Origin of the sequence: Bradyrhizobium sp. AUGA SZCCT0177 (genome assembly GCF_018130125.1) — a bacterium.
Classification (GTDB): Bacteria; Pseudomonadota; Alphaproteobacteria; order Rhizobiales; family Xanthobacteraceae; genus Bradyrhizobium.
Genome location: NZ_JAFCMA010000002.1, coordinates 302,432 through 328,361, shown reverse-complemented (window position 1 = coordinate 328,361; position 25,930 = coordinate 302,432). Strand labels below are relative to the sequence as shown.

Annotated in this window: 25 protein-coding genes and 1 tRNA gene; 18 read left to right on the top strand and 8 right to left on the bottom strand. The window is 62.6% G+C overall.

The genetic code is table 11. The features are described 5' to 3' along the window. Positions 1–3 precede the first annotated feature (3 nt). Together JQ597_RS03920 and JQ597_RS03915 are read right to left on the bottom strand one after the other, a co-directional pair. Entirely contained in the window at positions 4–828 is an 825-nt protein-coding gene (locus tag JQ597_RS03920) for a dienelactone hydrolase family protein (RefSeq protein ID WP_212262915.1), read from the bottom strand. A gap of 46 nt (positions 829–874) precedes the next feature. Beyond that, the gene (locus tag JQ597_RS03915) at positions 875–1,759 is read right to left on the bottom strand and encodes an amidohydrolase family protein (RefSeq protein WP_212036908.1); all 885 of its coding nucleotides are present in this window, start codon (positions 1,757–1,759) and stop codon (positions 875–877) included. A gap of 108 nt (positions 1,760–1,867) precedes the next feature. Here JQ597_RS03915 and JQ597_RS03910 point away from each other — a divergent pair, with 108 nt between their 5' ends. Together JQ597_RS03910 and JQ597_RS03905 are read left to right on the top strand one after the other, a co-directional pair. Continuing rightward, entirely contained in the window at positions 1,868–2,344 is a 477-nt protein-coding gene (locus JQ597_RS03910; RefSeq protein WP_212262914.1) for a MaoC family dehydratase, read from the top strand. 12 nt (positions 2,345–2,356) lie between these two features. Beyond that, positions 2,357–2,791: a MaoC family dehydratase gene (locus JQ597_RS03905; RefSeq protein WP_212262913.1), complete on the top strand. Its 435-nt coding sequence runs from the start codon at positions 2,357–2,359 to the stop codon at positions 2,789–2,791. 262 nt (positions 2,792–3,053) lie between these two features. Here JQ597_RS03905 and JQ597_RS03900 read toward each other — a convergent pair whose 3' ends face one another. Further along, positions 3,054–3,599: a MarR family winged helix-turn-helix transcriptional regulator gene (locus JQ597_RS03900; RefSeq protein ID WP_249147213.1), complete on the bottom strand. Its 546-nt coding sequence runs from the start codon at positions 3,597–3,599 to the stop codon at positions 3,054–3,056. A gap of 88 nt (positions 3,600–3,687) precedes the next feature. Between JQ597_RS03900 and JQ597_RS03895 the strand changes: the two genes are divergently transcribed. Together JQ597_RS03895 and JQ597_RS03890 are read left to right on the top strand one after the other, a co-directional pair. Next, positions 3,688–4,635 (top strand): alpha/beta fold hydrolase, encoded by a 948-nt coding sequence (locus JQ597_RS03895; RefSeq protein ID WP_212262912.1) that lies wholly within the window; start codon positions 3,688–3,690, stop codon positions 4,633–4,635. A 55-nt stretch (positions 4,636–4,690) separates the two neighbouring features. Then, positions 4,691–5,905, top strand: coding sequence for an ABC transporter substrate-binding protein (locus JQ597_RS03890; RefSeq protein ID WP_212262911.1), 1,215 nt, complete (start codon positions 4,691–4,693; stop codon positions 5,903–5,905). A gap of 82 nt (positions 5,906–5,987) precedes the next feature. Here JQ597_RS03890 and JQ597_RS03885 read toward each other — a convergent pair whose 3' ends face one another. Beyond that, complete coding sequence (locus JQ597_RS03885) at positions 5,988–7,016, bottom strand: acyl-CoA desaturase (protein ID WP_249147212.1); 1,029 nt, start codon at positions 7,014–7,016, stop codon at positions 5,988–5,990. A 331-nt stretch (positions 7,017–7,347) separates the two neighbouring features. On the opposite strand from JQ597_RS03885, the gene ykgO reads away from it, so the two are divergent. From ykgO to JQ597_RS03870, 3 genes are all read left to right on the top strand, one after another. Continuing rightward, complete coding sequence (gene ykgO / locus JQ597_RS03880; protein WP_002718645.1) at positions 7,348–7,473, top strand: type B 50S ribosomal protein L36; 126 nt, start codon at positions 7,348–7,350, stop codon at positions 7,471–7,473. A 92-nt stretch (positions 7,474–7,565) separates the two neighbouring features. Continuing rightward, a complete protein-coding gene (locus JQ597_RS03875) occupies positions 7,566–8,225 on the top strand; it encodes a tetratricopeptide repeat protein (protein ID WP_212262910.1) in 660 nt (219 codons plus the stop codon). 109 nt (positions 8,226–8,334) lie between these two features. After that, a complete protein-coding gene (locus JQ597_RS03870; RefSeq protein WP_212262909.1) occupies positions 8,335–8,610 on the top strand; it encodes a hypothetical protein in 276 nt (91 codons plus the stop codon). Positions 8,611–8,699: 89 nt separating this feature from the next. Here JQ597_RS03870 and JQ597_RS03865 read toward each other — a convergent pair whose 3' ends face one another. Beyond that, positions 8,700–8,879, bottom strand: a complete 180-nt coding sequence (locus JQ597_RS03865; RefSeq protein ID WP_212262908.1) for a hypothetical protein — start codon at positions 8,877–8,879, stop codon at positions 8,700–8,702. A gap of 265 nt (positions 8,880–9,144) precedes the next feature. Between JQ597_RS03865 and JQ597_RS03860 the strand changes: the two genes are divergently transcribed. Beyond that, complete coding sequence (locus tag JQ597_RS03860) at positions 9,145–10,107, top strand: alpha/beta fold hydrolase (RefSeq protein ID WP_212262907.1); 963 nt, start codon at positions 9,145–9,147, stop codon at positions 10,105–10,107. Positions 10,108–10,249: 142 nt separating this feature from the next. On the opposite strand, the gene JQ597_RS03855 is transcribed toward JQ597_RS03860, so the two are convergent. Further along, positions 10,250–10,642 (bottom strand): c-type cytochrome, encoded by a 393-nt coding sequence (locus JQ597_RS03855; protein WP_192738960.1) that lies wholly within the window; start codon positions 10,640–10,642, stop codon positions 10,250–10,252. 228 nt (positions 10,643–10,870) lie between these two features. On the opposite strand from JQ597_RS03855, the gene JQ597_RS03850 reads away from it, so the two are divergent. From JQ597_RS03850 to glcF, 3 genes are all read left to right on the top strand, one after another. Beyond that, positions 10,871–12,364 carry an FAD-linked oxidase C-terminal domain-containing protein gene (locus JQ597_RS03850; protein ID WP_212262906.1) on the top strand — a complete coding sequence of 498 codons (1,494 nt, stop codon included), beginning with the start codon at positions 10,871–10,873 and terminating at the stop codon, positions 12,362–12,364. Between the two features lie 149 nt (positions 12,365–12,513). Beyond that, on the top strand, positions 12,514–13,752 hold the full coding sequence (locus JQ597_RS03845) for an FAD-binding protein (protein ID WP_212262905.1): 1,239 nt from the start codon (positions 12,514–12,516) through the stop codon (positions 13,750–13,752). Further along, positions 13,749–15,095: a glycolate oxidase subunit GlcF gene (gene glcF, locus JQ597_RS03840; protein WP_212262904.1), complete on the top strand. Its 1,347-nt coding sequence runs from the start codon at positions 13,749–13,751 to the stop codon at positions 15,093–15,095. Before JQ597_RS03845 ends, glcF begins: the two co-directional genes overlap by 4 nt. Here the strand turns inward: glcF and JQ597_RS03835 are convergent. After that, a complete protein-coding gene (locus JQ597_RS03835) occupies positions 15,092–15,547 on the bottom strand; it encodes a hypothetical protein (RefSeq protein WP_212262903.1) in 456 nt (151 codons plus the stop codon). The two genes, glcF and JQ597_RS03835, sit on opposite strands and share 4 nt — an antisense overlap. Before the next feature lie 420 nt (positions 15,548–15,967). Between JQ597_RS03835 and JQ597_RS03830 the strand changes: the two genes are divergently transcribed. Both JQ597_RS03830 and JQ597_RS03825 read left to right on the top strand, forming a co-directional pair. After that, positions 15,968–16,981, top strand: coding sequence for a TorF family putative porin (locus JQ597_RS03830; RefSeq protein WP_212262902.1), 1,014 nt, complete (start codon positions 15,968–15,970; stop codon positions 16,979–16,981). A gap of 84 nt (positions 16,982–17,065) precedes the next feature. Next, the gene (locus JQ597_RS03825; RefSeq protein ID WP_212262901.1) at positions 17,066–17,575 is read left to right on the top strand and encodes an HPP family protein; all 510 of its coding nucleotides are present in this window, start codon (positions 17,066–17,068) and stop codon (positions 17,573–17,575) included. Positions 17,576–17,594: 19 nt separating this feature from the next. Here the strand turns inward: JQ597_RS03825 and JQ597_RS03820 are convergent, their stop codons facing one another. Beyond that, positions 17,595–19,340, bottom strand: a complete 1,746-nt coding sequence (locus JQ597_RS03820; protein ID WP_212262900.1) for an ABC transporter ATP-binding protein/permease — start codon at positions 19,338–19,340, stop codon at positions 17,595–17,597. Positions 19,341–19,643: 303 nt separating this feature from the next. Here JQ597_RS03820 and JQ597_RS03815 point away from each other — a divergent pair, with 303 nt between their 5' ends. From JQ597_RS03815 to JQ597_RS03795, 5 genes are all read left to right on the top strand, one after another. Next, positions 19,644–21,308, top strand: a complete 1,665-nt coding sequence (locus tag JQ597_RS03815; RefSeq protein WP_212262899.1) for an L-lactate permease — start codon at positions 19,644–19,646, stop codon at positions 21,306–21,308. Positions 21,309–22,141: 833 nt separating this feature from the next. Further along, a tRNA-His gene (locus JQ597_RS03810) sits at positions 22,142–22,218 on the top strand. A 677-nt stretch (positions 22,219–22,895) separates the two neighbouring features. After that, positions 22,896–23,450, top strand: coding sequence for a hypothetical protein (locus JQ597_RS03805; RefSeq protein WP_249147211.1), 555 nt, complete (start codon positions 22,896–22,898; stop codon positions 23,448–23,450). Positions 23,451–23,662: 212 nt separating this feature from the next. Beyond that, positions 23,663–24,166, top strand: a complete 504-nt coding sequence (locus JQ597_RS03800) for a hypothetical protein (protein WP_212262898.1) — start codon at positions 23,663–23,665, stop codon at positions 24,164–24,166. Between the two features lie 74 nt (positions 24,167–24,240). Continuing rightward, positions 24,241–25,926, top strand: coding sequence for an efflux RND transporter periplasmic adaptor subunit (locus JQ597_RS03795; RefSeq protein ID WP_212262897.1), 1,686 nt, complete (start codon positions 24,241–24,243; stop codon positions 25,924–25,926). Positions 25,927–25,930 lie beyond the last annotated feature (4 nt).

The following is a 25,930-nucleotide window of genomic DNA, read 5'->3' as shown; positions in this document are numbered from 1 at the left end:
GACTTACTCTCTCCTGCCAATCGTTGCGTCGAGAAATTCGCGGAGGGCGACGACCGATTGGTCTGTTGCAATCTGGTTGAATTCGAGATGGCGCCCCAAAAGCTCGGACGGTGTCGTGACGTTGGGTGCGTCGAAGCCGTGATAGGCATCGGGATAGACGATGAGTTTGATCGGTGCGCCCTGATCCTTCTGTCTTGATATGCCCCAGGCGTCCCGGCCGTCTACCATTTTGCGGCACTCTTCGGCAGGGGTCACGTCATCGCGCTCGCCGATCAAAATCAGCGTCGGCACCGTCATGCCGCCTTTGAAATGACGGCACGGCGGATAGAACGCGATGGCAGCATGAAACTTGTTTGGCGATGCCTGTTCCAGGAAGCCGTGTTCGACAGACGTGAGAGCCACCCGACCGCCATTCGCAAAACCCAGCACCGCAATACGCGCGGGATCGACCAGAGGATGGCGCGCCAGAAACTTCAGAGCCCGATAGGCATCCAGGATCAGATCCTGCGGGGGATGTTCGCCGCAGGTCTTCAGGCCGCGCGGGCCCAAGCTATCCACGGTGAGCGTCACATAGCCCCAGGATGCGATCCGCTTGCCCCAACGCTGGTCCAGCCGTCCCCAATTTCCATTGCAGCTATGCAGCAACACGACGGCGGGCGAGGGGCCCGCGCTGTTTGTTTGCCGCAGATAACCCTGCAGCGGATGCGGACTGGCAAGCGGGCTCTCGATCTCGACGGCAATCGGCGGCGATTCAGCCGCGGGGCATTGAACGATGCCTGCCGTCGAGATCGCGGCGACGAGGACAGCGATTTTGGCAAGTTGGGTCACTGGACACCATCTTGTTCAACCGTCCGCCAACGACCGGACGCCGCTATTATATACCCAAAATCTTCCGTGCGTTGGCCTTCAGGACCTTGGGCCGGATCTCGTCGCGGATGTCGAGCTTGGCAAAATCCGCCAGCCAGCGGTCCGGCGTGATCACTGGCCAGTCCGAGCCGAACAGCATCTTGTCCTGCAGGATGGAGTTGATGTAGCGCACCAGGATCGGCGGGAAATATTTCGGCGACCAGCCGGAGAGGTCGATATAGACGTTCGGCTTGTGGGTCGCCACCGACAGCGCTTCTTCCTGCCAGGGGAACGAGGGGTGGGCGAGGATGATCTTCAGGTCGGGGAAGTCAGCCGCGACGTCGTCCATGTACATCGGGTTGGAATATTTCAGCCGCATGCCCATGCCGCCGGGCATGCCGCTGCCGACGCCGGTCTGGCCGGTGTGGAACAGCGCGATGGCGCCGCCCTCGTTGATCGCCTCATAGAGCGGGTAGGCCATGCGGTCGTTGGCATAGAAGCCCTGCATGGTGGGGTGGAATTTGAAGCCGCGGACGCCGTATTCCTCGATCAGCTTGCGCGCCTCGCGCACGCCGAGCTTGCCCTTGTGGGGATCGATGCTGACGAAGGGGATGAGGACGTCGAGATGGTCGGAGGCGACTTCCAGCATCTCGTAATTGTTGTAGCGGCGGAAGCCGGTCTCGCGCTCGGCGTCGACCGGGAAGATCACGGCCGCGATTTTCTTGGAGCGGTAATAGGCTGCGGTTTCCGGAACCGTGGGCGGGTGCTTGTGCGGCGACTTGAAATAGTCGGCCATCTGCGCCTGGAAATCGTCATAGCCGTCGTCGCCATGCATGCCGCAGGGCTCTTCGGCGTGGGTGTGGATGTCGATCGCCACGACGTCGTCGATATTGGGCAATGTGAGCTTGGCCATTTGGGGTTCCCCGCGGCTTGATTTTTCGGTCTGGAAAATTGATTATACTATATAACAAATTCCGCAAGGCGGCAGAATCAAAGATCGCGGAAAAACAGGGAGGATGGCATGGCGCAGGCGGAAGCCTTCGAGACCGATTTCTGGAAAGACGCCAATTTGCGCAAGGCCTGGGACGACATCGTGCCCGGCGCGCCGCGCGCGACCATCCCCTACACGCTGACCAAAGAAGCGATCGAACTGTACTGCAGGTCGGTCGGCGAGGATCACCCGATCTATTTCGACGAGGCCTACGCCAAGACCACCCGCTATGGTGGTCTGATCGCGCCGCCCTCGATCCACATCCTGCTGATGTTCTCGTGCACGCCGGCGGATGACTGGATGCGCTCGCCCGGCACCGTCAATGCCGGGCAGTCCTGGAGCTACAACATTCCGGCGCGGCCGAACGACGTCATCACATTACAGGCCCGCGCGCTCGACAAATTCATCAAGCGCGAGCGGCTGTTCGTGGTGCACGACAACGTCTTCTTCAACCAGCATGGCGACGTGATCTGCTCCGGCCGCGGCTGGACCATCCGGCCCGAATGAGCGGAGTGCATCATGACCACCAGCTTCGAAAACCTGAATGCCGGCGACAGCATCGACGGGCCGAAATTCGCGGTGTCGCGCGAATCCATCCGTCTGTTTTGCGATGCCTCGCTCGACTACAACCCGCTGCATCTCGACGACGATTACATGAAGGGCAATTTCGGCAAGACCAATTTCGGCGGCATCATCATGCACGGCATGAACAATTTCGGGCTGATTTCCCGAATGCTGACCGACTGGGCCTATCCGGCCGGCGCCATCCACCGGCGGCTGGAAACGCGCTGGGTCAAGCCGGTGAAACCCGGCGACACCATCCAGCCGACGGGAATCATTAAGTCGAAGCAGGTGACGAAAAACTCGCGCTGGGTCTTGATCGACGTCATGGTGCGCAACCAGACGGGCGAGAAGGTCGCGACCGGGGAGGCGATGGTCGAGTTTCCGAACTAAAGCGTGGTGACTATTGATTGAATCAGTTAGCCGCGAGTTCGCTTCACCTCTCCCGCTTGCGGGGGTCGAGACGAGCGAGGCTCGCTCTTAGGTCGGCGCGCGAAGCGCGACGGGTGGGGGTCTCTCCACTTGGAACGCGTCGTGTGGATAGACCCCGACCCCAGCCCTCCCCCGCAAGCGGGAGAGGGAGCGCAGACCCTTCGCGGCTGCTATTCGACCTAATCTCATCCGGCTTTAGGATGCACTGCACCGGTGCGCCACCTTACAATTCACCGGGCGCCGCCCAGAGCGGCACATGACCGGCGAGCTTGTCGAGCAGGCGTTCGAACGCCTTGCGCTCCGGCTGAGTCAGGCACGCAAGCATGTTGCGCTCGCGCTCGCGCAACGCCGGTATGTACTGCGCATAGAGCGCGCGGCCGGCCGGTGTGATGAACAGAATTTGGCGCCGGTTGTCGGTGCTGTCGGCTTCGCGGCGCAACAGCTTTTTCTTCTCGAGCGCGATGATCCCGCGGCTGATATTCGCCTTGAGGTGGCCGGTATACTCGCAGATGTCGCTCGCGGTCACGCCCTCGCGAAAATTCAGGAAGATCAGCGTGACGATCTCGGGGCGCGTCAGGCCGAACTCCATTTCGATCCTCCGGAATGAAGGTTCGCGGTAGAAGTTCAGCACGTAACCCATCTTGTAGGCGATCTTGATCTCGGTGCCGCCGAGGACGTCGGCGATCTCGCCGGGCGCACCCTGACGCACGGTGCGGGCCGGTGCGGCCTTCGGTGTACATAGTCTTATATGTGACTTTTTTAGTCTCATCTGTGACTTTCATCTTGCATCAGAATCGGTGCCACCTTAGCATTGCCGGACAACAAGAAAGATCAATGCGAGCGACAGGGAGGGTGGCATGAAGGCCGTGCCTGCCCAGCGAGAATTCATGCCTGGGTCATGGGACAATGCGCCGTCTGCATTCTATGCGGGAACTGCAGCTCATCCTATCTATGTCGATCACGTCCGTCCGGCGCACCGTGTGCCCGGCAAGCCGCCTGTCGTCATGGTGCATGGGGGCGGCCATACCGGCGCCTGCTATCTGGCGACGCCGGACTTTCGGCCGGGCTGGGCGCCGCGCTTCGCCGCCGCGGGTCGCAGCGTCTTCGTGCCTGACTGGCCGGGCCACGGCCGCTCGCCCATGGGGCCGGACTTTGCAAGGCTTGGCACGCAAGACGTCGCAAGTGCGCTGCTCGGACTTCTGGAGCGGGTCGGGCCCGCTGTGCTGCTGGTGCATTCGGCCAGCGGACCGATGGCGTGGTGGATCGTGGAGCAGCGCCCCGATCTGGTGCCGGCGGTCGTCGCCATCGCGCCGGGACCGCCCGCGAACCTGCTCGCGGACCTGCCCGACGATCCAGCTGCCGTTCTGAAGCTGCGCGACGACGCGCGCGCGGGCTGCCCGGTCTATTCCGGGGAGGAGAGCCCGGTGTGGTTCGGCGCCGAATTCGCCGCCGCCTATTGGGCCAACGCGCCGCGCTTTCCGCGCCAGGCCTTCGAGAACTACCGCCGTTCGATCGTCCCGGAGAGCGCGCGCATCCTCAATGAGCGATTCAACATTGGCGGACGCGGCTTGAGGATCAGCGATCCTTCCAGTCTGAAAGGGCATCGGATTCTGATCGTGACCGGCGATCACGACGCGCGCCATCCCCGCGAAGTGGACGAAGCGACCGCCAGCTATCTCGGCGCGGAGTTCGTATGGCTGCCGGAGCGCGGCATCCGCGGCAACGGTCACATGATGATGATCGAGGACAACAGTGACGACCTCGCCGCGATGGTTCTCGGCTGGCTCGACGCCAATAATTGCTGACGCAAGACCACCAGAAAAAGACCACCAGAAAACGCATACGGGAAGGAAATCCAAGATGAGGCTGAATGCACTCGGCGTTGCACTCCTGGCCGCATTGCTGCCGGCCGCGGCACAGGCCCAGATCAGCGGCGATGTCGTCAAGCTCGGCGTTCTCACCGATCTTGCCGGCGTGACGGCCGATATCACCGGCAAGGGGTCGGTTGCCGCCGCCGAGATAGCGGTCGAGGAAATCGGCGGCACCGTGCTCGGCAAGCCCGTGCAGGTGATCTCGGCGGATCACCAGCACAAGGCCGACATCGGCCTCTCGATCGCGCGACGCTGGTTTGACGTGGAGGGCGTCGATGCGATCGTCGACGTGCCGAACTCGGGCGTCGCGCTCGCGGTGCAGAATGCGGCGCGCGAGAAGAAGCGGATCGCGCTTTATTCCGGCGCCGGCACCACGGCGCTCACCAACGAGCAGTGTTCGCCTTACGGATTCCACTGGACCTACGACACCTACGCCGTGTCGCACGGGACCGCCTCGGCGGTCGTGAAGGCGGGCGGAACGTCCTGGTTTATCCTCGCCTCGGACTATGCATTCGGTCACCAGCTCCAGGCCGATGCGACCAAAGTGATCGAAGCCGCCGGCGGCAAGGTCGTGGGCGCCCTGCGCCATCCGCTCAACACGGCGGATTTTTCCTCCTTTCTGCTTCGCGCGCAGTCCTCCGGCGCGAAGGTCATCGGCATCGCCAACGCGGGCAATGACACCACCAACACGATGAAGCAGGCCGGAGAGTTCGGACTTGTTCAGGGCGGTCAGAACCTCGCCGCGCTGATCTTCTTCCTTCAGGACGTCCATGCCCTCGGCTTGAAGGCGACACAGGGCACGTATCTGACCACCGCCTCCTATTGGGACGCGAATGAAGCGACGCGCAGCTGGTCGAAGGCGTTCATGGCACGGACCGGGATGATGCCCTCGATGCTGCATGCCGGAGTCTACGGTGCGGTTCGCCACTATCTCAAGGCGGTCGCCAAGGCCGGCACCGACGATGCCGATAAGGTCGCCGCGGAGATGCGCAAGATTCCGGTCGAGGACGTCTTCTCGGAGAACGCGCAGATCCGCGACGATGGCCGCGTCACACGCACGATGTATCTGGCGCGGGTAAAGAAGCCCGAGGAATCCCGCTACCCTTGGGACTACCTTGAGATCGTTCGCTCGATTCCGCCCGAGGAGACCGTGTGGCCGCTGTCCGAGAGCAAGTGCGCCCTGGTCAAGAACGCGCCCCGCTGAAGCCTTCACATTCGCCCGCGCGAGGGCCCCATCCTACTTTGCATGGGGTTGTTTTCGCGATTTTGTGTCCGGGCCCCTAACCCTATTCGGTCGGGACGCCGGTTGAGCCGCGCGTCGTCAGCTTGCTCCCGGCAGGCTGCTTTGCGAGATGCTTACTCGGCGGCACCACATCGGTGGCGAGGCCCAGCCACGCCAGAATGCGAATGGTCAGCCAGGTGTTGTCCATCTCCCACCAGCGATGACCATGGCGCGCCGAGCGTGGATCGGCGTGGTGGTTGTTGTGCCAGCCTTCGCCGTTGGAGATCAGGCCGACGATCATGTTGTTGCGGCTGTCCTCGTCGGTCTCATAGTTCCGGTAGCCCCAGACATGCGTCACCGAATTGACGGCCCAGGTGATGTGCCAGACCAGCACGGTGCGGACGAAGACGCCGAACAGGAGAATGCTGAGGCCGGTCTGCGTTGCGTCGGCCGGCGTTGCGCCAAACAGCCAGGCCACGGCGAATCCGGCGGCGAAGAACAGCGGCATTTGAATGAGATTGATCCAGATCAGCCAGTTATGGCGTTCGAGCGCGACATAGAAGCGATCGCGCAAGATGTCCTTGGCGTAACGTTCGTAGATCCCGAGCCGCGACAGCTCCGGCTGATGCACCAGGATCCAGCCGATATGGGCCCAGAAGAAACTTGCCAGCGGGCTGTGCGGGTCCGGCTGCTGGTCGGCGAATTGATGATGCCGGCGGTGGATCGCGACCCAGCGCGCCGGCGTTTCCTGCAGGCAGGACATCGCGATGACCACCATACTGTGCTCCAGCCATTTCGGGCATTTCAGGCCGCGATGGGTGAGCAGTCGGTGGTAGCAAAGGTTGATGCCGAACAGCCCGCACAGATGCGTGCCCACGATCGCGACGATCAGGCCGCTCCAGCTGAAATAGCCCGGCAGCAACGCCAGCAGCGCCAGGGCGTGGTAGGCGCCGATCCCCAGAATGTAGGGCCAGTTGAGCTGATACGGCAGCACGCCGGCCGGCAGCAGCAGCCTGGCGCTTGTGGGCTGGTTAATCGGGGCGTCAGGGGTCAGTACCGCAGTCTTGATGGTCGGCCGGGGAGCGGTCGTCATATGGAGGTCAGTTCCATTCTGCGGGAGGCGTCGTCGGCGACGCAGGGGAGCGATTCCTCTTATACAGTTCGCGCCGGCACCGGGGTCCAAATTCTGAGGCTAATTGACGCTGGATTCTCAAGAAAAATGGCTGGAGAATCAGCTGACTAGCGGCCCCCCGGGGCAGATGGACCGGATTTCGCGGGGTTGATTGACATTCTCCCCTGCGATGGCTTAGAAACCGCCCCGTCCCGGGCGGTATGGCCGCTGGCGGGAAAAATCTCATTTTGCCACTTTCGGGTAGCGCAGGTTCGGCCTCCATCACGGCCTTTCAACGCATCAGGATTGTCCCATGAAGGTCCGTAACTCGCTGAAATCGTTGCGCGGTCGCCATCGCAACAACCGTCTGGTCCGCCGCAAGGGCCGGGTCTATGTGATCAACAAGGTGCAGCGCCGCTTCAAGGCCCGTCAGGGCTGAGGTCGGCTTTTCGCCCGCGATTCCGTCCCGCTTCACAGGTCTTTGACGACGTGCTGCTTTGCAGCGCGTTTTTGTGCGTCTAGACTTGCCCCATGGCTTTGAGATTCCTGCAACCCCGCACCTGCCGGATCGCGATCCTTGTCGCCGCTGTCATGACAGCCGTGCCGGTGATGGCGTTTGCTCAGAACGATCCCCGGATCATCCCGCCACCCAAGCAACAGAAGAAGCTGCCGGAAGCGCCGAGCAAACTGCCGAAGGTCGGCGCCGATCGGACGCGCGGTCTGGATTTCCTGTTCGGCGCGCTGAAGGCTGCGCCGGATGAGGCCAGCGCCAAGCATGTCGAGGCGCGGATCTGGGCGCTGTGGATGCAGACCCCGAGCGATACCGCGGCGCTGTTGATGGTGCGCGCCAAGGCGGCCATGGACGCGCAGAAGGCCGACGTCGCACTCAAGCTGCTGGACGCCGTGGTCAAGCTGCGACCCGATTATGTCGAGGCCTGGAACCGGCGGGCGACGCTTTACTATCTGAAGAACGATTACGCCCATTCGCTTGAGGACATCCGGCAGGTGCTGGTCCGCGAACCGCGCCATTTCGGGGCGCTGGCCGGGCTCGGCATGATCATGCAGGACCTCGGCGAGGAAAAGCGCGCGCTGGAAGCGTTCCGAAAGGCGCTCGCGGTCAACCCGTACCTCGAAAAGGTGCCGGAACTGGTCAAGACGCTGACCGAAAAGGTCGAGGGCCGCGATATCTGATTCAATCAGAATCGCTGTGCTCCGTTGTGGTTAACCCTGTTTCCGGACAGGCCGGAACGTTTCCCGCCAACGCATTATTATCGGCCGTCAGCTTGTCAGGAGCGAAGCCATGAAATCATTGCTGCTGGCCGGCGCGGTGATGGTCACTGCCGGCACGAGCGCTTTCGGCGCAGACTATTGGGTGGTCGGCGACCGCGCCTCCAACAAATGCGAGATCGTCACCAGCAATCCAGTGATCAACGCGCAGGTCGGCGGAAATATCTGGTTCGGCAGCGGGCCTTATCGATCGCTCGACGATGCCAAACTCGCACGCACGACCCTCAGCGCTTGCCCGAAGGTAGAACAGCCTTCCTCCGATGCGGGGGATGAGGACAAGTTGGACTAAACAAGTCGGACCAAATCGGGCTGAAGCGTTTTCAAGCCAAGCATGCCCTCGGACCTGATCCGGGGGTGGATACCGGTTCGCGCAAAATCCTAATGCAGCGCGTTGCTGCCGCGCGCCATGCCGTCAAGGCCCGCTGCCGCGTAGAACTGCGCCAACTCCGCTTCCAGCTGTTCATTGACCAGCAGCAGCGCCTTCAGCGCGCCGCGAATGTCGCCGTTGCAGGTCGCAACGATCTGGTCGATGGCCGCTTCGCTTGCGTCGGAAATCATGGGTAGTCCTCCGATTGTACCGTGGAACAATTTGTGGTCTTCGCCTGCGTTCCTGTGGATTTTGGGTACAAGTTTCAGGTGTCGGCCACACCTTGATCAAACACGTCGAGACATGGCGAAAGTGTTAGCGTGACTGTATAAAAAGCCCAGTGACGGCAGTATGACCCCGCTATCCACAGGGCTGGGCGGACTGTGGAGAACTTCCGAAACCCGCACCCATTCCGGCCGTATCTCGTTGGTGCCAAAGATCATTCGGATATTTTCAATGGTGGTAGCGATTGTCGTGGCTGCGCTGGCGATCCTGGCGTTGGTCACGCAGGGTGGGGTGTGGCTGACGCAGCGGGCCCATCCCGCCCAGGGCAGGATGGTCGAGGTTGCCGGCGCGACCCTTCATATTGTCGATATCGGCCCGCGCGATCCGGCCAGCCCTCCGATCGTGATGCTGCATGGCGCCAGTTCAAATCTCGAGGTGATGCGGCAGCCGATGGGTGAGCGGCTTGCGAAAAGCCATCGGGTGATCCTGATCGATCGTCCGGGTCACGGCTGGAGCACGCGCGCCAATCTTGAGGACTCAACGCCCGAAATTCAGGGACGGATGATTGACGAGGCGCTGGCCAAGCTCGGCATCGGGCGTGCGATCTTGGTGGTGCATTCCTGGGCGGGCGCGCTCGGCGCGCGCATGGCGCTCGATTATCCGGAGCGCGTCGCCGGCATGGTGATGTTGGCACCGGTGGCCTATCCGTGGCCGGGCGGCGTCGGACGCTACAACAAGATCGTCGCTACGCCGGTGATCGGCCCGTTGCTGGCCTATACGATTACGCTGCCGCTCGGCAAACTCCTGATCAGTTCCGGCGTCCGCGGCGTGTTTTCGCCGCAAGCGGTCCCGGACGAATATGTCGAAAACACCGCAAGCTCGCTGCTGCTGCGCCCGCGCGAGTTTCTCGCCAATGCGCGCGATCTGGTGACGCTGAAGGCGGCCGTCGCCGAGCAGTCGCCACGCTATGCCAGTATTAAAGCGCCGATCACGATCATATCAGGCGATATCGACAAGACGGTGTCGACCAACATCCATTCGCGACCGCTGGCGGCTACTGCGCCGGGCGTCAAATTAATCGTGCTGCCCGGCCTCGGTCACATGGTGCAGAACGCGGTGCCTGATCTCGTGATCTCCGAGATCGAAGCGATGATAGGCAGAATGGCGCAGAACACGGCCGCCGCAGCGAACTAAAGCGTTTGGGAGCGAGCATGCCCTGGACCTGATCCGGGGGCGGATAGCGGGTTGCGTCTAGAAAACGCGTCAAACCAGAAGCGGGAGCTTCGGCTCTGTTTGAATCAGAACCGAAGCTCTGGAATGGCGATATTGGCAGCCGTTACTTGGTCTTGCCGTCCTTGTCGTATTGCACAAGGAACGCCCAGAGGTCGTTGGCCTCTTTCTCGTTCTTGATGCCGGCGAACACCATCTTGGTGCCGGGAATCTTCGCCTTCGGCTCCTTGATGTATTCGAGGAACACATCCTTGCCCCAGGTGATGCCGGAATTCTTGTTAGCCTCCGAATAGGAGTAGCCTGCCGTGGTGCCGGACTTGCGGCCGTCGAGCCCGTTCAACTCCGGCCCGACCTTGTTCTTGGCGCCTTCGCCGATCGCATGGCAGGCCATGCATTTGTTGAACGAGGATTTGCCGGCGGTGACGTCCTGCGCCAGCGCGCCCGACACGGCCATCAATGAGGTGACAACAACCAGCGTACCCAAGATCGGTGTTTTCATGTGGTGCTCTTCGTCTCTTTCCCTAGAGGTCGATTGCTTTTGGCAGGCTCGTTCCGATTGGACAAGCCACGAAACTTTGACAGGTTCCGGCATCGCAGGCTTGCCCGAGAGCGAACTCACGGTTTTGGGGGAAGGCAATCCGACATTGGTGTGGCCTACCCAAATGCGCCCAGACGTGCTTGATTTACCGCGACAAATCGATAACGCGCTAGGCCCTGGAGGAAACGCATGGCCATTATGATGCCGGCTTCCGATCAGGCCGTTCTGGATCGCCGCGACGCCATTGTGGCCGCCTTGCGGGGGATCGTGCCGGGTGAGGGCGTGATCGACAGCGCAGCCGAAATGCTGCCTTACGAGTCCGACGGCCTGATGGCCTATCGGCAGCCGCCGATGGTCGTGGTGTTGCCGGACACGACGGAGCAGGTCTCCAAAGTCCTGAAATATTGCTTCGAGCAGGGCATCAAGGTGGTGCCGCGCGGCTCCGGCACCTCGCTGTCCGGCGGCGCGCTGCCGCTGGCCGATGGCGTGCTGCTGGGCCTTGGCAAATTCAAGCGCATCCGCGAGATCGATTTCGACAACCGCGTGGTGGTGACCGAACCCGGCGTGACCAATCTCGCCATCAGCCAGGCGGTGGCGCATGCCGGTTTCTATTACGCGCCCGATCCCTCGTCGCAGATCGCCTGTTCGATCGGCGGCAATGTCGCGGAAAATTCCGGCGGCGTGCACTGCCTGAAATACGGCATGACCACCAACAACGTGCTGGGCTGCGAAATCGTGCTGATGTCAGGGGAAATCCTGCGCATCGGCGGCAAGTCGGCCGAGAACGCAGGCTACGATCTGATGGGGATCATCACCGGCTCGGAAGGCCTGCTTGGCGTCATCACCGAGATCACGGTGCGGATTCTGCAGAAGCCGGAAACCGCCCGTGCGCTGATGGTCGGCTTCGCCGAGGTCGAGGCCGCCGGCGAATGCGTGGCCCGCATCATCGGCGCCGGCATCATCCCGGGCGGCATGGAGATGATGGACAAACCGGCGATCCACGCCGCCGAAGCCTTCGTCCATGCCGGCTACCCGCTCGATGTCGAGGCGCTCTTGATCATCGAACTCGATGGTCCCGGCGTCGAAGTCGATGAACTGATCGGCCGCGTCGAGGCCATCGCCAAAGGCTGCGGCTCCACCACGCTGCAGATTTCCACGTCTGAAGCCGAGCGCAACCTGTTCTGGGCCGGCCGCAAGGCGGCGTTTCCGGCCGTGGGCCGGATTTCCCCTGATTATCTCTGCATGGACGGCACCATTCCGCGCGGCGCGCTGCCCAAGGCGCTGGCGCGCATCCGCGACCTCTCGGCCAAATACGACCTGCGCGTCGCCAATGTGTTTCATGCCGGCGACGGCAATCTGCATCCTTTGATCCTCTACGATGCCAACCAGCCCGGCGAGATGGAGCGGGCCGAGGCGTTCGGCGCCGACATCCTGCGCTGCTGCGTCGAACTCGGCGGTGTGCTCACCGGCGAGCACGGCGTCGGCATCGAAAAACGCGACCTGATGCCGGAAATGTTCAGCGAGATCGACCTCAACCAGCAGCAGCGGCTGAAATGCGCGTTCGACGCCCAGGGTCTGCTCAATCCGGGCAAGGTGTTTCCGACCCTGCATCGCTGCGCCGAGCTCGGCCGCGTGCACGTGCACGGCGGCCGGCTGGCGTTTCCCGAATTGCCGCGGTTTTGAAGAATGAGGCTCACCCATTTTTCGGTCGTCATACCCCGCGCAGGCGGGGTATCCAGTATTCCGCGCCGTCAGTGCATAGCCGCGGTGCTTGCGATTACTGGATCGTCCGCCTTCGCGGACGATGACAACAAGAAGCAGATGTTGGCACCGTGGACACTTTGAAAGTACGTGACGCCAAGGACGTCGAGCAGGTGGTGCGGGCGGCGATCGCCAGCGAGCAGCCGCTGGAGATCGTTGGCCATGGCTCCCGGCGCCTGGTCGGCCAGCCGATGGCGACCAATGCCCTGCTTGAGCTGTCGGCGCTGAACGCAGTCACCGCCTATGAGCCGAACGAGCTGATCATCACGGTCCAGGCGGGGGCGCCGCTTGCCGATGTGCTGTCGCTGATCGACAGCAAGAACCAGCAATTCGCGTTCGAACCGATGGACACCTCGGCGCTGCTCGGTGTCTCCGGCTCCGGCACCATCGGCGGCATGATCGGCGCAGGCCTTGCCGGCCCGCGCCGCATCAGGGCCGGCGGCGCCCGCGACCACCTCTTGGGGGCGCATGCGGTGTCCGGCTTCGGCGACAGTTTCAAAACCGGCGGGCGGGTGGTGAAGAACGTCACCGGTTACGATCTCTGCAAATTGCTGGCGGGGTCGTGGGGCACGCTGGCGGTCATGACCGAAGTGACGTTGAAGGTGATGCCGAAACCCGAAAGCGAACGCACGCTGGTGCTGCGCGGGCTCGACGATGTCACCGCCAACCGGGCGATGACGGCGGCACTGGGCTCGCCCTACGACGTGTCGGGTGCGGCGCATCTGCCGTATCAGGCGTTCCGGCCCGCGGCCGGCGCCTTGGCCGGGCTCGGAGCGCCGGGGCAGGCGACGACCCTGCTGCGGCTCGAAGGCATCGCGGCTTCCGCCGCCGACCGCGCCAGCTCGCTCGGCAAGGCGCTGGCGCCGTTCGGCGCCGTGGAGGTCCTGCAAGACGCTGTTTCGGCCGCGATCTGGAGTTCGATCCGCGATGTCCTGCCGTTTGCGGCCCAAGGTGCGCTGGGGGCGTGGCCGGTGTGGCGGATCGTGTGTCCGCCGGCTTCCGGCGGCGCGCTCGGGCAGCAGCTTTCGCGCGACACCGGCGGCGACGTGATCTACGATTGGGGCGGCGGCCTGATCTGGGCGGCGTTGCCGCCCAAGCCGGACGCGCAGGCGGCCCTGCTGCGTGCGCGCGTCGATGCCGCCGGCGGCCATGCGATGCTGGTCCGGGCGTCCGAACTGGTGCGGCGCAATGTCGACGTGTTCCATCCGCAATCCGGCGGCGTGGCTGCCTTGAGCGAGCGCGTCCGCCTGAGCTTCGATCCCAAGAACATCCTCAACCGGGGCCGCTTGCTGCGGGCGGTCGCGACATGAAAACCGAATTCTCACTCGCTCAACTGGCCGACCCTGACATCGCTGAAGCCGACAAGATCCTGCGCGCCTGCGTGCATTGCGGGTTCTGCACCGCGACCTGTCCGACTTACGTGCTGCTCGGCGACGAACTCGATAGCCCGCGTGGCCGGATCTATCTCATCAAGGAGATGCTGGAGAAGGGCCGCCCGCCGACCAAGGAGGTGGTCAAGCATATCGACCGCTGCCTGTCCTGCCTCGCCTGCATGACGACCTGCCCATCGGGCGTGAACTACATGCACCTGGTCGATCAGGCGCGGGTCAGGATCGAGCGGGATTATTCCAGGCCGCTGGGCGAGCGGGCCTTGCGCGCGGTGCTGGCCTTTGTGCTGCCGCGGCCGGGTCTGTTCCGCGCCAGCATGATCATGGCGCGGCTGGGCCGGCCGTTCGCTGGCCTGTTGCCGACACCGAAGACCGCACCGCCGACACCCACCCTGCTGCGGCGGATCAAGGCGATGCTGGCGCTCGCGCCCGGCAGCCTGCCGGCGCCGGGACCTGCCGCCGGCAGTGTTTTCCCGGCCATTGGCGGCAGGCGGGGGCGGGTCGCGCTGCTGCAGGGCTGTGCCCAGCAGGTGCTGGCGCCGCGCATCAACCAAGCCGCCATCAATCTCCTGACGCGCCACGGCATCGAGGTGGTGCTGGTTAGGGATGAACAATGCTGCGGCGCGCTCACTCATCACCTCGGGCAGGACGGCGACGCACTGGCGCGCGCCCGCGCCAACGTCACGGTCTGGCAAAGCGAAGCGGAACAAGGTGGCCTCGACGCCATCCTGGTGACGGCGTCGGGCTGCGGCACGGTCATCAAGGACTATGGTTTCATGCTGCGCGAGGACCGCGAATTCGCCGGCCCTGCTGCACGGATATCCGCGCTGACAAAGGATATCACCGAGTATCTCGCCGGCATCGATCTGCATCCATCGAGCCAGCAAGGCGACGTCACCATCGCCTATCACTCGGCTTGTTCGCTGCAGCACGGACAGAAAATCACGCACGCGCCGAAAGAATTGCTTTCCAAGAATGGATTCGTGGTGAAAGATGTACCCGAGAGCCATTTGTGTTGCGGTTCGGCGGGGACCTACAACATTCTCCAGCCTGACATTGCGAGCAGATTGCGCGATCGCAAGATCGCCAATATTGCGACAGTCAAACCGGACATGATCGCTGCGGGCAATATTGGGTGCATGGTGCAGATTGCCGGCGGTACGTCAGTTCCTGTGGTGCACACGATTGAGCTTCTCGATTGGGCGACAGGAGGTCCAAAACCTGAGTTGAAGGGGCCTGGACTGACAAGGCCGGCGTTGAACTAATCGATCGGCCGACTATTCGAGCGCTCGACTGACACGACCAGCGGCAACAGGAGGACCACGATGGCTAAAGCGAAGAAGAGCAAGAAAAGCAAGAAGGCTAAAAAGGCCAAGAAGGCGGTAGCGGCGAAGAAGTCTGCGAAGAAGTCGTCGAAGAAGGCCGCCAAGAAGTCGGCAAAGAAGTCGGCCAAGAAGGCTTCGAAGAAGAGCGCAAAGAAATCCGCCAAGAAGGCAGCGCCCAAGAAGGCTGCCAAGAAAGCCGCGAAGAAATCCGCCAAGAAAGCTGTGGCGAAGAGCCCGGCGAAGAAAAAGAAAGCCGCCGCCAAGCCTGCTGCGCCCAAGCCGGCAGCCCCGGTGGCGGCTCCGGCGCCAGAGCCCGAAGCTGCGCCCGCTCCGAGCTGGGCAACGCCGAGTTCGGAGTCATCGACCCCGTCATGGGGCTCCGGCTCGTCCAATGGCGGCGATCAACACTAGGTTGAACGCGGACCGTCAAGGTTGATCTATCGGAAAGCCGCAGCGGCCACCGCTGCGGCTTTTCTCTTGAGGCCGGCTGATCAATTTCACTACGGGATTCTACGGAGGCTGTTGATTCGGCCGCAGTTCAGGCAAGCGGACAGCTGACCCCTTGTTTTGCCGGTTCCAGATGTCGCCTGCCGGACACGAAGACCGCCAAACTTGTTGTGGGAATGCAACACCCGCAGACAACATTTTCCGAAACAGGCAGAACGCCTAAAAAGGCGGCAGATGATTGTCTTTTTTGCTTCACGCCCATGACAGCAGGTCCCAGATTGCCGTTGAGTTTGGTTGCAGTCGGTTATCGCTCGCCCTGGGGGGCCACCGGAACGGGACTGTTCTAGAAGGTGATGGGGATCGTCATGAAGAAACTGGCTTTGTTAGCAACGGCGCTGGCAATGGTATCGGGTTCGGCTCTCGCGGCAGACTTGCGTGTCAAGGCTGTGAAGGCCCCGCCGCCTGTCGCGTTCGATCCCTGGGATATCGCCTTCGGCGCCGGCATCACCAACGATTACATCTTCCGCGGCATCACCCAGTCTAACCACAAGCCGTCGGTCAACGCCTATTTCGAGCCACGCTACAACGTCACCAAGGACTTCCAGCTGTACGTCGGCCTGGGCGCTGCGAGCATCTCGTTCCCCAACCGTGCAGCCGCTGAAGTCGACGCCTACGGCGGTGCCCGCCTGACGGTCGGCGCCTTTGCTTTCGATGTCGGCGCCTGGGGCTACATCTATCCGGGTGGAACCTGCCAATACGGTGGCGGCGCTGTCGCCGATTTCGCCGGCGTTCCGCTCAGCCCCGAATGCCAGGCTAACACCCTGCTCAATCTCAACGTGCTCAAGAAGGACGTCAGCTTCTTCGAGGTCTACGGCAAGGTGAACTACACCTTCAACGACAACTTCTCGCTGGGCGGCACTGCCTATTATACGCCGAGCTTCCTCAACAGCGGCGCCGAAGGCACCTATGCTTCGATAGTCGGCAAGGCGATCGCGCCGAGCGCCTGGTTCGGCACCAGCGGCCTCGGCATGTATGTGTCGGGTGAGTTCGGCCGCCAGTGGCTGGGCACGTCGGACTCGTTCTACGGAACCGCAGTATTCCCGAACGGCATCAACTACGCCGACTACAACACCTGGAATATCGGCATCGGCTTCACCTACAAGGTGTTCACGCTGGACTTCCGTTATTCCGACACCAACCTGTCGAAGGGCGATTGCAACGCTTTCACCAGCGACTTCACCGCTCGCGGCGAACTCAACGCCTTTACCGGAACCAACGTCACTGCGATCAATCCGTCCGGCGTGGGTTCGAACTGGTGCGGCGCAGCCGGCATCGTCAAGCTCTCGGCTGACCTGACCGCGCTGACCAACCTGAAGTAAGGCCTTTCTCTCGAAGACTTCCTTTCAAAGTCCTTTGGGGGCGGCAGAGCAATCTGCCGCCCCTTTGCTTTTGGGGCGGCTCCGATGAAATGGGATTGGCGGCGCACCGCGGGCGCGACCTCCCGCAACGATCACCGCAATGTTCTGGCGGGGATGGTCGCGGGCCTCGGCGGCGCGCTCGCGATCGGCGCCATGGAGTGGTTCTCGGTGGTCGCGCAATATCCGCTGGCGGTCATTCCGTTCGCGACCTCGATCGTGCTGGTGATCGGATCGCCGGACGCGGAGCCGGCGCAGCCGCGCGCGCTGATCGGCGGCCATGTCGTCAGCGCCCTGGTCGGCCTCGCCGTGCTGAAGTTGCTGGGTCCGCATGCCTGGGCCGCGGCCGCCGCGGTCGGCCTGTCCATTCTGGCGATGTATGTGACCGGTACTTTTCATCCGCCGGCGGGTATCAATCCGCTGCTGGTGGTTTCCGGCAATCTGCCCTGGACGTTTCTGTTCGTGCCGGTGCTGGCGGGCGCGGCGCTTCTGGCCGCGTTCGCGCTGGTCTGGCATCGCTGGATCCGCCGCCAGCCGTGGCCGCGGCGCTGGCTGTAGTCCGGGACGGCTATCAGGCTTACGCCGGCTGGGCGCTGACCGCTTCCCGCAACGTGAACTGGTCGCCGTCGCGGACCATGGCGACGTGGCGCTGGTGGAAGGCCTCGAGCGTCGAGCGGTGGCCGATCGAGACGATGGTAGTTTGCGGCAGTTTCGAGCCAAGCAAATTGTACAGCGCGGCTTCCGAGGGTTCGTCGAGCGAGGCCGTCGCCTCGTCGAGGAACAGATATTGCGGCGCGTGCAACAGCGCGCGCGCCAGCCCGAGGCGCTGCTGCTCGCCAAGCGAGAGCATCCGGTTCCAGTGCGATTCCTCCTCCAGCCGCCCGGCAAGCTTGGGCAGGCCGACCAGGGTAAGCGCTTCCCTGACCCGATCGGCGCTGAAGGTTTCGTTTGCGCCGGGATAGGCGATCGCCCCATGCAGCGATCCGATCGGGAAGTAAGGCCGCTGCGGCAGCATCATGACAGACGCGCCGGCGGGGATGGCGATCGAGCCGCTGCCGAACGGCCAGATGCCGGCGATGGCCCGGAACAGGGTCGATTTGCCGGAGCCCGACGGGCCGGTGAGCAGCGTACGTTCGCCGCCGCGAAGGCTTAAGGCATCGGCCGAGACCAGCGCCGTGCCGTTGGGCAGACGCAGCGTGAGCTCGCGCAGGTCGATCGCTGTGCCGCCCTGGGATGCGACGACGTCGATCGATTCGCTCGATTTCTGCAGCGCCGTGGCGCTCGCGATGGCTGCTTCAAACCCGTCGAGACGGGCGACGATGGCGCGCCAGTCGGCCAGCGTGCGGTAGATGGTGACGAAGATCGACAGCGCCGATTGCACGCTGCCGAATGCGGACGCGGTCTGGGTCAGGCCGCCAAGCTGGACCTTCTTTTCGAAGAAGGCCGGCGCCACCAGGATGTAGGGAAAGATCACCGCGGCCTGCGAATAGCTCGCGGTGAACGTGGTCAGCCGCTTGGTCCGGCTCATGATGCCGTACCAGTTTTCGATCACATGGTGGAAGCGCGCCCAAAGCCCCAGGCGCTCCGCGCGCTCGCCTTGCAACAGCGCGATCTGCTCGGAGTTCTCCCGTGCCCGAACCAGGTTGAAGCGGAAGTCGGCCTCGAATTGCTGCTGCTTGAAATCAAGCCGCACCAAAGGTGAGCCGATCCATTGCGTCAGCGCCGTGCCGAGGACGGCGTAGATCAGCGCGCCCCAGACCAGGTAGCCCGGGATGGCGTACTCCTTGCCGAACAGGTGCAAGGGGGCGGCTGCCGACAGCCCCCACAGGATGATGACAAAGGAAAGCAGCGTCACCACCGAATTCAAAAGACTGAGCCCGATATCCAGCGTCCGCTCGACGAACAGCCTGACGTCATCGGCAATGCGCTGGTCCGGATTGTCGGCCGCGTCGCCCTGCAATTGCATGCGGTAGTGATTGGCGCCGTGCATCCATTCGCCGAGATAGTGCCGGGTCAGCCAGCGCCGCCAGCGAATCTGCAGCCATTGATTGAGGTAGAGCTGATAGACGGCAAGCGCGACAGCGCAACTTGCCAGCAAACAAAAGACGCCGATCTCCCTGACGAAGACGTCCCAATTGTATTCCTGCAGCGCGTTGAAGAAGCGATTCTGCCACTGGTTCACGAGGACGTCGATCGCGACCAGCGCCAGTTGGATCGTGATCACTGCAGCAAGCAGCGCGCGGCCGGCCCATTTGTCCTCGGAACGGAAATAGGGAGCGGCGATCCGCCATACGGTCGCGAGCGTCGAGCGGATGCTGTTCACAGATTGTCGTCTCCGGGAGGTGGCCTTAAAGGCCTGAAAGAACGGAAGAATCAGGGTTTTTGGACTAAAGTAGCAGATTTCGCAGCCTGCGGCGGCTTGTCGCAGCTACCGGGTTGACCCTAGCATGGCTGCCACGGCGAGGGGCGGGGGACCTCTGGACTTCGCGAGGTTGTGAGCGGGTTTCGGCGAACTGCCGAACCAGCAGTCGATCTCGCGGACGAGAGCAACGTTTCCGCTGGCGCCAGGCACGCCGGACCGTCCACACGGCCGGGTGCCCAATAATAATCCGGGGAGAATCCGAACATGTGGGATCAAGTCTATAATCCACTCGACAACGCGACATTGTCGACGCTTGCCGCCGCCGTGCCGGTGGTCACATTGCTGGTGCTGATCGCCAGCGGCAAGGTCAAGGCGCACATCGCGGCCATCACTGCGTTGATCGTCGCCAACATCGTCACCATTGCCATCTACCACATGCCCGCGGGCATGTCGGTCCGGGCATCGCTGCTCGGCGTGGTGGTCGGCTTCTTCCCGATCGGCTGGATCGTCCTCAATGTCATTTTCCTCTACCGCATTACGGTCGAGACCGGCCGCTTCGAATTGTTGAAGCGCGCCATCGGCGGGGTCACCAACGACCGTCGCCTGCAATTGCTCCTGATCGCGTTCGCCTTCGGCGCATTTTTCGAGGGCGCATCCGGTTTCGGCACGCCGGTTGCGATCACAGGCGCGGTTCTGATCGGGCTCGGCTTCTCGCCGCTGGCGGCCTCCGGCCTGTCGCTGATCGCCAACACCGCGCCGGTTGCCTATGGCGCGCTGGGCACGCCGATCCAGGGCCTGGCCTCGGTCACCGGTCTCGATCCCTACATTCTCGGCGCGATGGTCGGCCGGCAATTGCCGCTTTTCTCGCTGATCGTGCCGTTCTGGGTGGTGTGGGCCTTTGCCGGCTGGAAAGGCATGAAGGACGTGTGGCCGGCGATTCTGGTCACCGGCGTCTCGTTCGCGATCCCGCAATTCGTGATCTCGAACTACATCAACCCCTGGATCGTCGACATCGGGGCTTCGCTGATTTCGATGGGATGCCTGATCCTGTTCCTGAAAGTGTGGCAGCCCAGGGAGCTTTGGTTGTCGCCCGCCTTGCGCGGCAAGGATGAATCGGCCGCGACCATGACGACGCCGAAGCCGATGGACAAGACGCCGCTCACGCAAAGCGAATTGTGGAGCGCGCTGCTGCCATGGATCATCGTCTGCGTGGTGATGCTGATCTGGGGCAATGGCGGATTCAAGACCTGGGCGAACGCCAGCTTCGTCTGGAAATATCAGGTCCCCGACCTGCACAATTTGATCAACAAGGTGCCGCCGGTCGCCGCCAAGCCGACACCGGAAGCCGCGCTGTTCGACTTCACCTATCTGTCGTTCACCGGCACCGGCATGCTGATCGCCGCGATCATTTCCGGTTTCCTGATGAGCTTCTCGCCGGCGAAGATGATTGCGGAATACGGCCGCACCATCAAATTGTGCGCGATCTCGCTGATCACGATCTCGGCGATGCTGGCGATCGGCACGCTGACGCGGCTGTCCGGCGTCGATGCCACGCTCGGCCTGGCCTTCGCGGCAACCGGCGTGCTCTATCCCTTCTTCGGCACCTTGCTCGGCTGGCTCGGCGTGGCGCTGACGGGATCGGACACTGCTTCCAACGTGCTGTTCGGCAATTTGCAAAAGATCACGTCCGAGCAGCTGGGCCTGTCGCCGATCCTGATGGCCGCCGCCAATTCCTCCGGCGGCGTCATGGGCAAGATGATCGACGCGCAATCGATCGTCGTCGCCTCGACAGCGACCAACTGGTATGGCCACGAAGGCTCGATCCTTCGTTATGTGTTCCTGCATTCGATCGTGCTGGCGTGTCTGGTCGGCGGGCTGGTGACACTGCAGGCTTACGTCTATCCGTTCACGTTGATGGTCCTGCAGTAGGGTGCAACTGAACGTACGGAGATGTCGTCCCGGCGAACGCCGGGACCCATACCGCGTGATCCCTCTGTGAAGCTCAGTAGCAGAGACCATTCGCAAAACTGCTTCCTGTGGTTATGGGTCCCGGCCCAAGGCCGGGACGACGGCGGTGTTCGTTGTGCCACCATCATACAAAACGCACTTTCGCGATCTCGCGACGCGATGCGCCCGAGGTTTGCTGGAAACTTCCCGCCCTCTCATTGAGAGGGCGCAGGGAAGACCGGGTGCGCGCTGCACCCGCGGTTTGCACAAAACAAAGTGCACACGAGCATACAGGGCAGCGGAGAACACCCGGCCTTCCCTGCGCAATGGCTTTACGGCTTATGCCGTGATCTCCCCGGAGACGAGTTCTTGGTTGACTCCGTCACCACCGGTTCAGCTCTCGCCTACCCGACAGCTTGACACCTGCAACGGGTGCCAGGACCACACGGTTTTGCCGTACGCTAATCCGCGCCATCGTCTCAGCGCAAACCAGCGTCCACCGCAACCCGTCCAACGTCCGTGACGACGGCCGACGCCCTTCTGAGTAGGACGGGATGGCTCTCATATAAACTGATTTGGTCTTCTGTAAAACAGAAATATTTTTTACTTCAGGGCTTGACATGATTTCCGTAAACCAGAAGTGATTTGCCCGTCGGGTCGTTTTGTCGCGGCCAAAGGATCATGTGCAGGTTGTCGGCGCGGCTGTTGCGCGTCGTCCGATCCGTTGTGTGCGGTAACTCACATTCAGTCGATGATGCCTGCTGTAGTCATCACGGATAGCCGAAGCAATCCTTCCCAAGGGCTTCGCGCAGGATGCAGTTGTAGCTCAGTTGGTTAGAGCGCCTGTCTGTGGAACAGGAGGTCGGTGGTTCGAACCCACCCAACTGTACCAGCCTTTCAAGGCGGTCAGATCAGCTTCCATCACAACGTCCATTTGCCTGGTTCTCCATCGAGCCGAACCGACTATTTGCCGAACCCGAGTTTCACTACGGCCGACGTCGCAAGTGAGCAGCAAGGAATTGCGCCATGTCGCGGCGCTGGTTGCGACCTTCAATAGTGCTGGCGATCGTCTTTCCCTTCATCGCCGAGCGGACACCTGAACAACCGTTCAGAAATTTTCCATGAACGATGTGAATGACGCGCGCGTCAAACAGCCATGCACACGATTCGACACATCGACACGATCGACGACGAAGCAATTTCGACGCGCGTCATTGTGGCGCATGCCGAGATGAATGTTCAGTTCGTGTCTGATTTGCCTTGCGAATTCGCTTGCATGTCCACGCTTCAAGTAGAGGCGAGTGCACCAACGTGTTTCAGCTCACGTTCAGCCGCCGACAACGATCATAGGGTTCGAACTACGGAGCAGATCCCCTGCTACCACAACCCAAGGAGCTACCATGTCGTTTCGTAAAGCAATCCTCTCTGCAGTCGCTGCAACCGTCATCCTGGTCGCCGGCGTCTCCGCAAGCAGCGCGGGGCATTGGCATCACCATCACGGTCATCATCACCACGGCCATCACCATCACGGTCATCACCATCATGGCCATCACTGGCATTGGCGTTGGCATGGCCATCATCATCATGGCCATCACCATCATCACCACGGCCATCATCACCACCACGGTCACCACCACCACTAACGACAAAAAGCCGGCCGACAGCCGTCGGCCGGCTTACCACCTCGGGTGGATCGCCGTTGATCCACCTTGCCCACATACCTTTGACGCCTGTCGGCAACCGAACATCTGGAGAATGACAATGAAGAAGTTTCTAATGGTTGCTGCGCTCGTGGCTTCGTCCGCCAGTGCCTGGGCGCACGATCACCACGGCACGAATGGCGGGAGGGTCGAGGATGCCGGCTCGTATCATGTCGAGCTGGTTTCGAAATCCGAAAAGGTCGATCTCTACATCAGCGATGCGAACCAGAAGCCGATCGCGGCAACCGGATTCAAGGCCATTGGCATCTTTGTCGTGAATGGCAAAGCCCAGCGCATTGCGATGGAACCTGCCGGAAGCGCGCGGCTTTCCGGAACCGCCAGCGATGCGCTGTCGGCGCAGCCGAAGGGGGTCGTGCAACTGACCTCGCCCGACGGCAAAACCGTGCAAGCCAAATTCAACTGAGGTTGCGGGGCGCGTCCTGAACGGATGCGGACCGTAATAGTATTCAGTTTCGAGCGTGAATATACACCCTGTCTGGACCAGCGGCCCCGTTCATCAAAGCCTCGTGAACCGTTGCTGGCCTGAAGACGACAGAAAGATGAATGGCCTGCGGTACGCGTTAGCCATCTTTAACCTGACCTATGCAGTGCCGAGAGCCCTGTGATATTGTGAGCATGATGAACGCGAACCCAAAGCTTTGGCAGTTTATTTGTGCGGTGATCGTCTTGATCGCCGTTCAATTTTCGCCTGCCTTGGCCCGCGCCCATGCCGACCAGGCCCACCGCCTGCAGGGACATGTCCACGTTCATCATCATGCGGTGCCTCACGGCGCCCATGCGCCGGTGGCGCACCACCTCACCAAGGCTGCGTTCACCAAGGACGTCTTTGCAGAGGCTGACTTCACCAAGGCCTCTCTTGCCGAGACTATCGGATCTATCCCGCACGAGCTTATCCTGACCGCAGGTCGGCCGCCGGGCGCAGCGCCGATCGATGCGGACGGATGCGTAGACGGTTGTTGCGGGGCGGGCATGGGGTGCTGCGGCGGGGCCGCTTTGGTTGCAGCCTCGCAATGTTTGCCTCCCGCGGTTCATTCGCACCGTCTTGACGTTACCGGTGCCGTGCTTGCTTCGGGCATAGAGCCCGCAAGCCTGCGTAAACCGCCCCGAGCGCTCACCTGAGCAACGATGTCGCGGCGGCACGACGTGCCGGCCGCGCGAGCGAGAACACGCTTCTTCTCAGGTGAGTTATTCAGATGTCCTTTTTGTTCCGTGCCGCGCGGTGCGTGGCGGCTATGTCATTCCTGCTCATGGCAGGCCCGGTGCTGGCGCACGAAGGCCACGATCATGGCGCGCCTGTTCCGGCGCCGAGCGCCAGTCTCGCGCCGCGTGCCGAGAGCGACTCGGACGCGCATGAACTGGTTGCGATTGCGCGCGAAGGCGTGCTCGTCATCTATCTCGACCGGTTCGCAACCAACGAGCCGGTGGATGGCGCCGAAATCGAAATCGAAACGCCCGCCGGGCCGCAGAAGGCCGAAGCCAGGCCGGGCGAGCCCTATCGTCTCGACGCGCCCTGGTCCGGCAAGCCGGGCGCCTACGACCTGATCTTCACGGTCGCGAAAGACGGCAATGTCGATGTGTTGCCCGCCCGGCTGGTGATTCCGGATGCTCCGGGGGCCAAGGCCGGACCGACTTCGTGGTTCTCGACCTCCGCCATCGCGGGTGAGGTCGGCTATCACTTCAATCATGACGGCCCGGCGCTGTTCATCGCCATCCTGGCCGGGCTTGCTGCCGGCATCGGCGTCATGGCGCTGATCCGGCGGCGTCGCAGGGCGGCGGCGATGCTTCTCCTCGTCGCCGGCGCGTTCGTCCTGTCCAACAACCCATCCCGTTCCCATGACGGCCACGATCACACAGCTCCGGCAGCAGCGATGCAGTCGGTTCGCGACCTCGCGCAGCGCCTGCCTGACGGAGGCGTGTTCGTACCCAAGAGCACGCAACACATTCTCGCCCTTCGTACCGTGATGACCGAATCCCGCGCGCACCCGCGCGCCATCGAGCTGCCGGGCCGGATCATTCCCGATCCGAACGCCAGCGGCTTCGTGCAGGCTTCGGTGGGCGGCCGCCTTTCGGCGCCTCCGGGCGGTTTTCCGAGGCTGGGGACGCCGGTCAAGAAAGGCGACGTGCTCGCTTATGTCGACCCGCCGCTGCAGGCCATCGACGTGTCGGATATGCGCCAGCGCCAGGGCGAACTCGACCAGCAGATTTCCATCGTGGAGCGCCGGCTCGCCCGCTATGAAACGCTGGTGCCGAGCGGCGCCATTGCCCGCTCCCAGCTCGAAGACACAAGGTCGGAGCTGCAGGGACTGAAAGACCGACGCGGATCGCTCGACCGGGCGCGCCGTGAGCCCGAAGCGCTGGTGGCTCCGGTCGACGGTGTGATTGCCGAGGGCACGCCGGTAGCCGGACAAATCGCCCAGTCAAATGCCGTGATCTTCCACATCATCGATCCGACCCGTCTGTGGGTTGAAGCCCGCAGCTTCGACCCGCTGGTGGGCGTTCGCAGCGCGACCGCCAACCTCGGGACCGATCGCATCTTCACGCTGGTCTATCAGGGCTCCGGCTTTGCGGACCGCAACCAATCCATTCCGGTCCAGTTCGCGATTCAGGGCGACCATTCCGGCCTTCGCGCCGGGCAGTTCGTCACGGTCCTGGCCACCACCAATGAGGAAAAGGTCGGCCTTGCGGTGCCGCGGGCCAGTCTGGTGCGCAACGCCAACGGCCAAGAGGTGGTTTACGAGCACGTCGCGCCCGAGCGCTTCGAACAGCGCCCGGTACGGGTGGAACCCCTCGACGGCGACCGCGTGTTCATTGCCACCGGCCTCGCCGGAGGCAAGCGTCTTGTCGTGCAGGGCGCCGAACTCCTTGACCAAGTGCGCTGAGGAG

Coding starts and splice junctions, on each gene's coding strand:
- JQ597_RS03885 (WP_249147212.1), bottom strand. CDS start 7,016: ATGACGACCGCTCCCCGGCCGACCATCAAGACTGCGGTACTGACCCCT.
- JQ597_RS03815 (WP_212262899.1), top strand. CDS start 19,644: ATGTGGGATCAAGTCTATAATCCACTCGACAACGCGACATTGTCGACG.
- JQ597_RS03910 (WP_212262914.1), top strand. CDS start 1,868: ATGGCGCAGGCGGAAGCCTTCGAGACCGATTTCTGGAAAGACGCCAAT.
- JQ597_RS03900 (WP_249147213.1), bottom strand. CDS start 3,599: ATGAGACTAAAAAAGTCACATATAAGACTATGTACACCGAAGGCCGCA.
- JQ597_RS03915 (WP_212036908.1), bottom strand. CDS start 1,759: ATGGCCAAGCTCACATTGCCCAATATCGACGACGTCGTGGCGATCGAC.
- JQ597_RS03850 (WP_212262906.1), top strand. CDS start 10,871: ATGGCCATTATGATGCCGGCTTCCGATCAGGCCGTTCTGGATCGCCGC.
- JQ597_RS03855 (WP_192738960.1), bottom strand. CDS start 10,642: ATGAAAACACCGATCTTGGGTACGCTGGTTGTTGTCACCTCATTGATG.
- JQ597_RS03825 (WP_212262901.1), top strand. CDS start 17,066: ATGAAATGGGATTGGCGGCGCACCGCGGGCGCGACCTCCCGCAACGAT.
- JQ597_RS03895 (WP_212262912.1), top strand. CDS start 3,688: ATGAAGGCCGTGCCTGCCCAGCGAGAATTCATGCCTGGGTCATGGGAC.
- JQ597_RS03865 (WP_212262908.1), bottom strand. CDS start 8,879: ATGATTTCCGACGCAAGCGAAGCGGCCATCGACCAGATCGTTGCGACC.
- JQ597_RS03870 (WP_212262909.1), top strand. CDS start 8,335: ATGAAATCATTGCTGCTGGCCGGCGCGGTGATGGTCACTGCCGGCACG.
- ykgO (WP_002718645.1), top strand. CDS start 7,348: ATGAAGGTCCGTAACTCGCTGAAATCGTTGCGCGGTCGCCATCGCAAC.
- JQ597_RS03800 (WP_212262898.1), top strand. CDS start 23,663: ATGATGAACGCGAACCCAAAGCTTTGGCAGTTTATTTGTGCGGTGATC.
- JQ597_RS03805 (WP_249147211.1), top strand. CDS start 22,896: ATGGCCATCATCATCATGGCCATCACCATCATCACCACGGCCATCATC.
- JQ597_RS03830 (WP_212262902.1), top strand. CDS start 15,968: ATGAAGAAACTGGCTTTGTTAGCAACGGCGCTGGCAATGGTATCGGGT.
- JQ597_RS03795 (WP_212262897.1), top strand. CDS start 24,241: ATGTCCTTTTTGTTCCGTGCCGCGCGGTGCGTGGCGGCTATGTCATTC.
- JQ597_RS03905 (WP_212262913.1), top strand. CDS start 2,357: ATGACCACCAGCTTCGAAAACCTGAATGCCGGCGACAGCATCGACGGG.
- JQ597_RS03875 (WP_212262910.1), top strand. CDS start 7,566: ATGGCTTTGAGATTCCTGCAACCCCGCACCTGCCGGATCGCGATCCTT.
- glcF (WP_212262904.1), top strand. CDS start 13,749: ATGAAAACCGAATTCTCACTCGCTCAACTGGCCGACCCTGACATCGCT.
- JQ597_RS03860 (WP_212262907.1), top strand. CDS start 9,145: ATGGTGGTAGCGATTGTCGTGGCTGCGCTGGCGATCCTGGCGTTGGTC.
- JQ597_RS03890 (WP_212262911.1), top strand. CDS start 4,691: ATGAGGCTGAATGCACTCGGCGTTGCACTCCTGGCCGCATTGCTGCCG.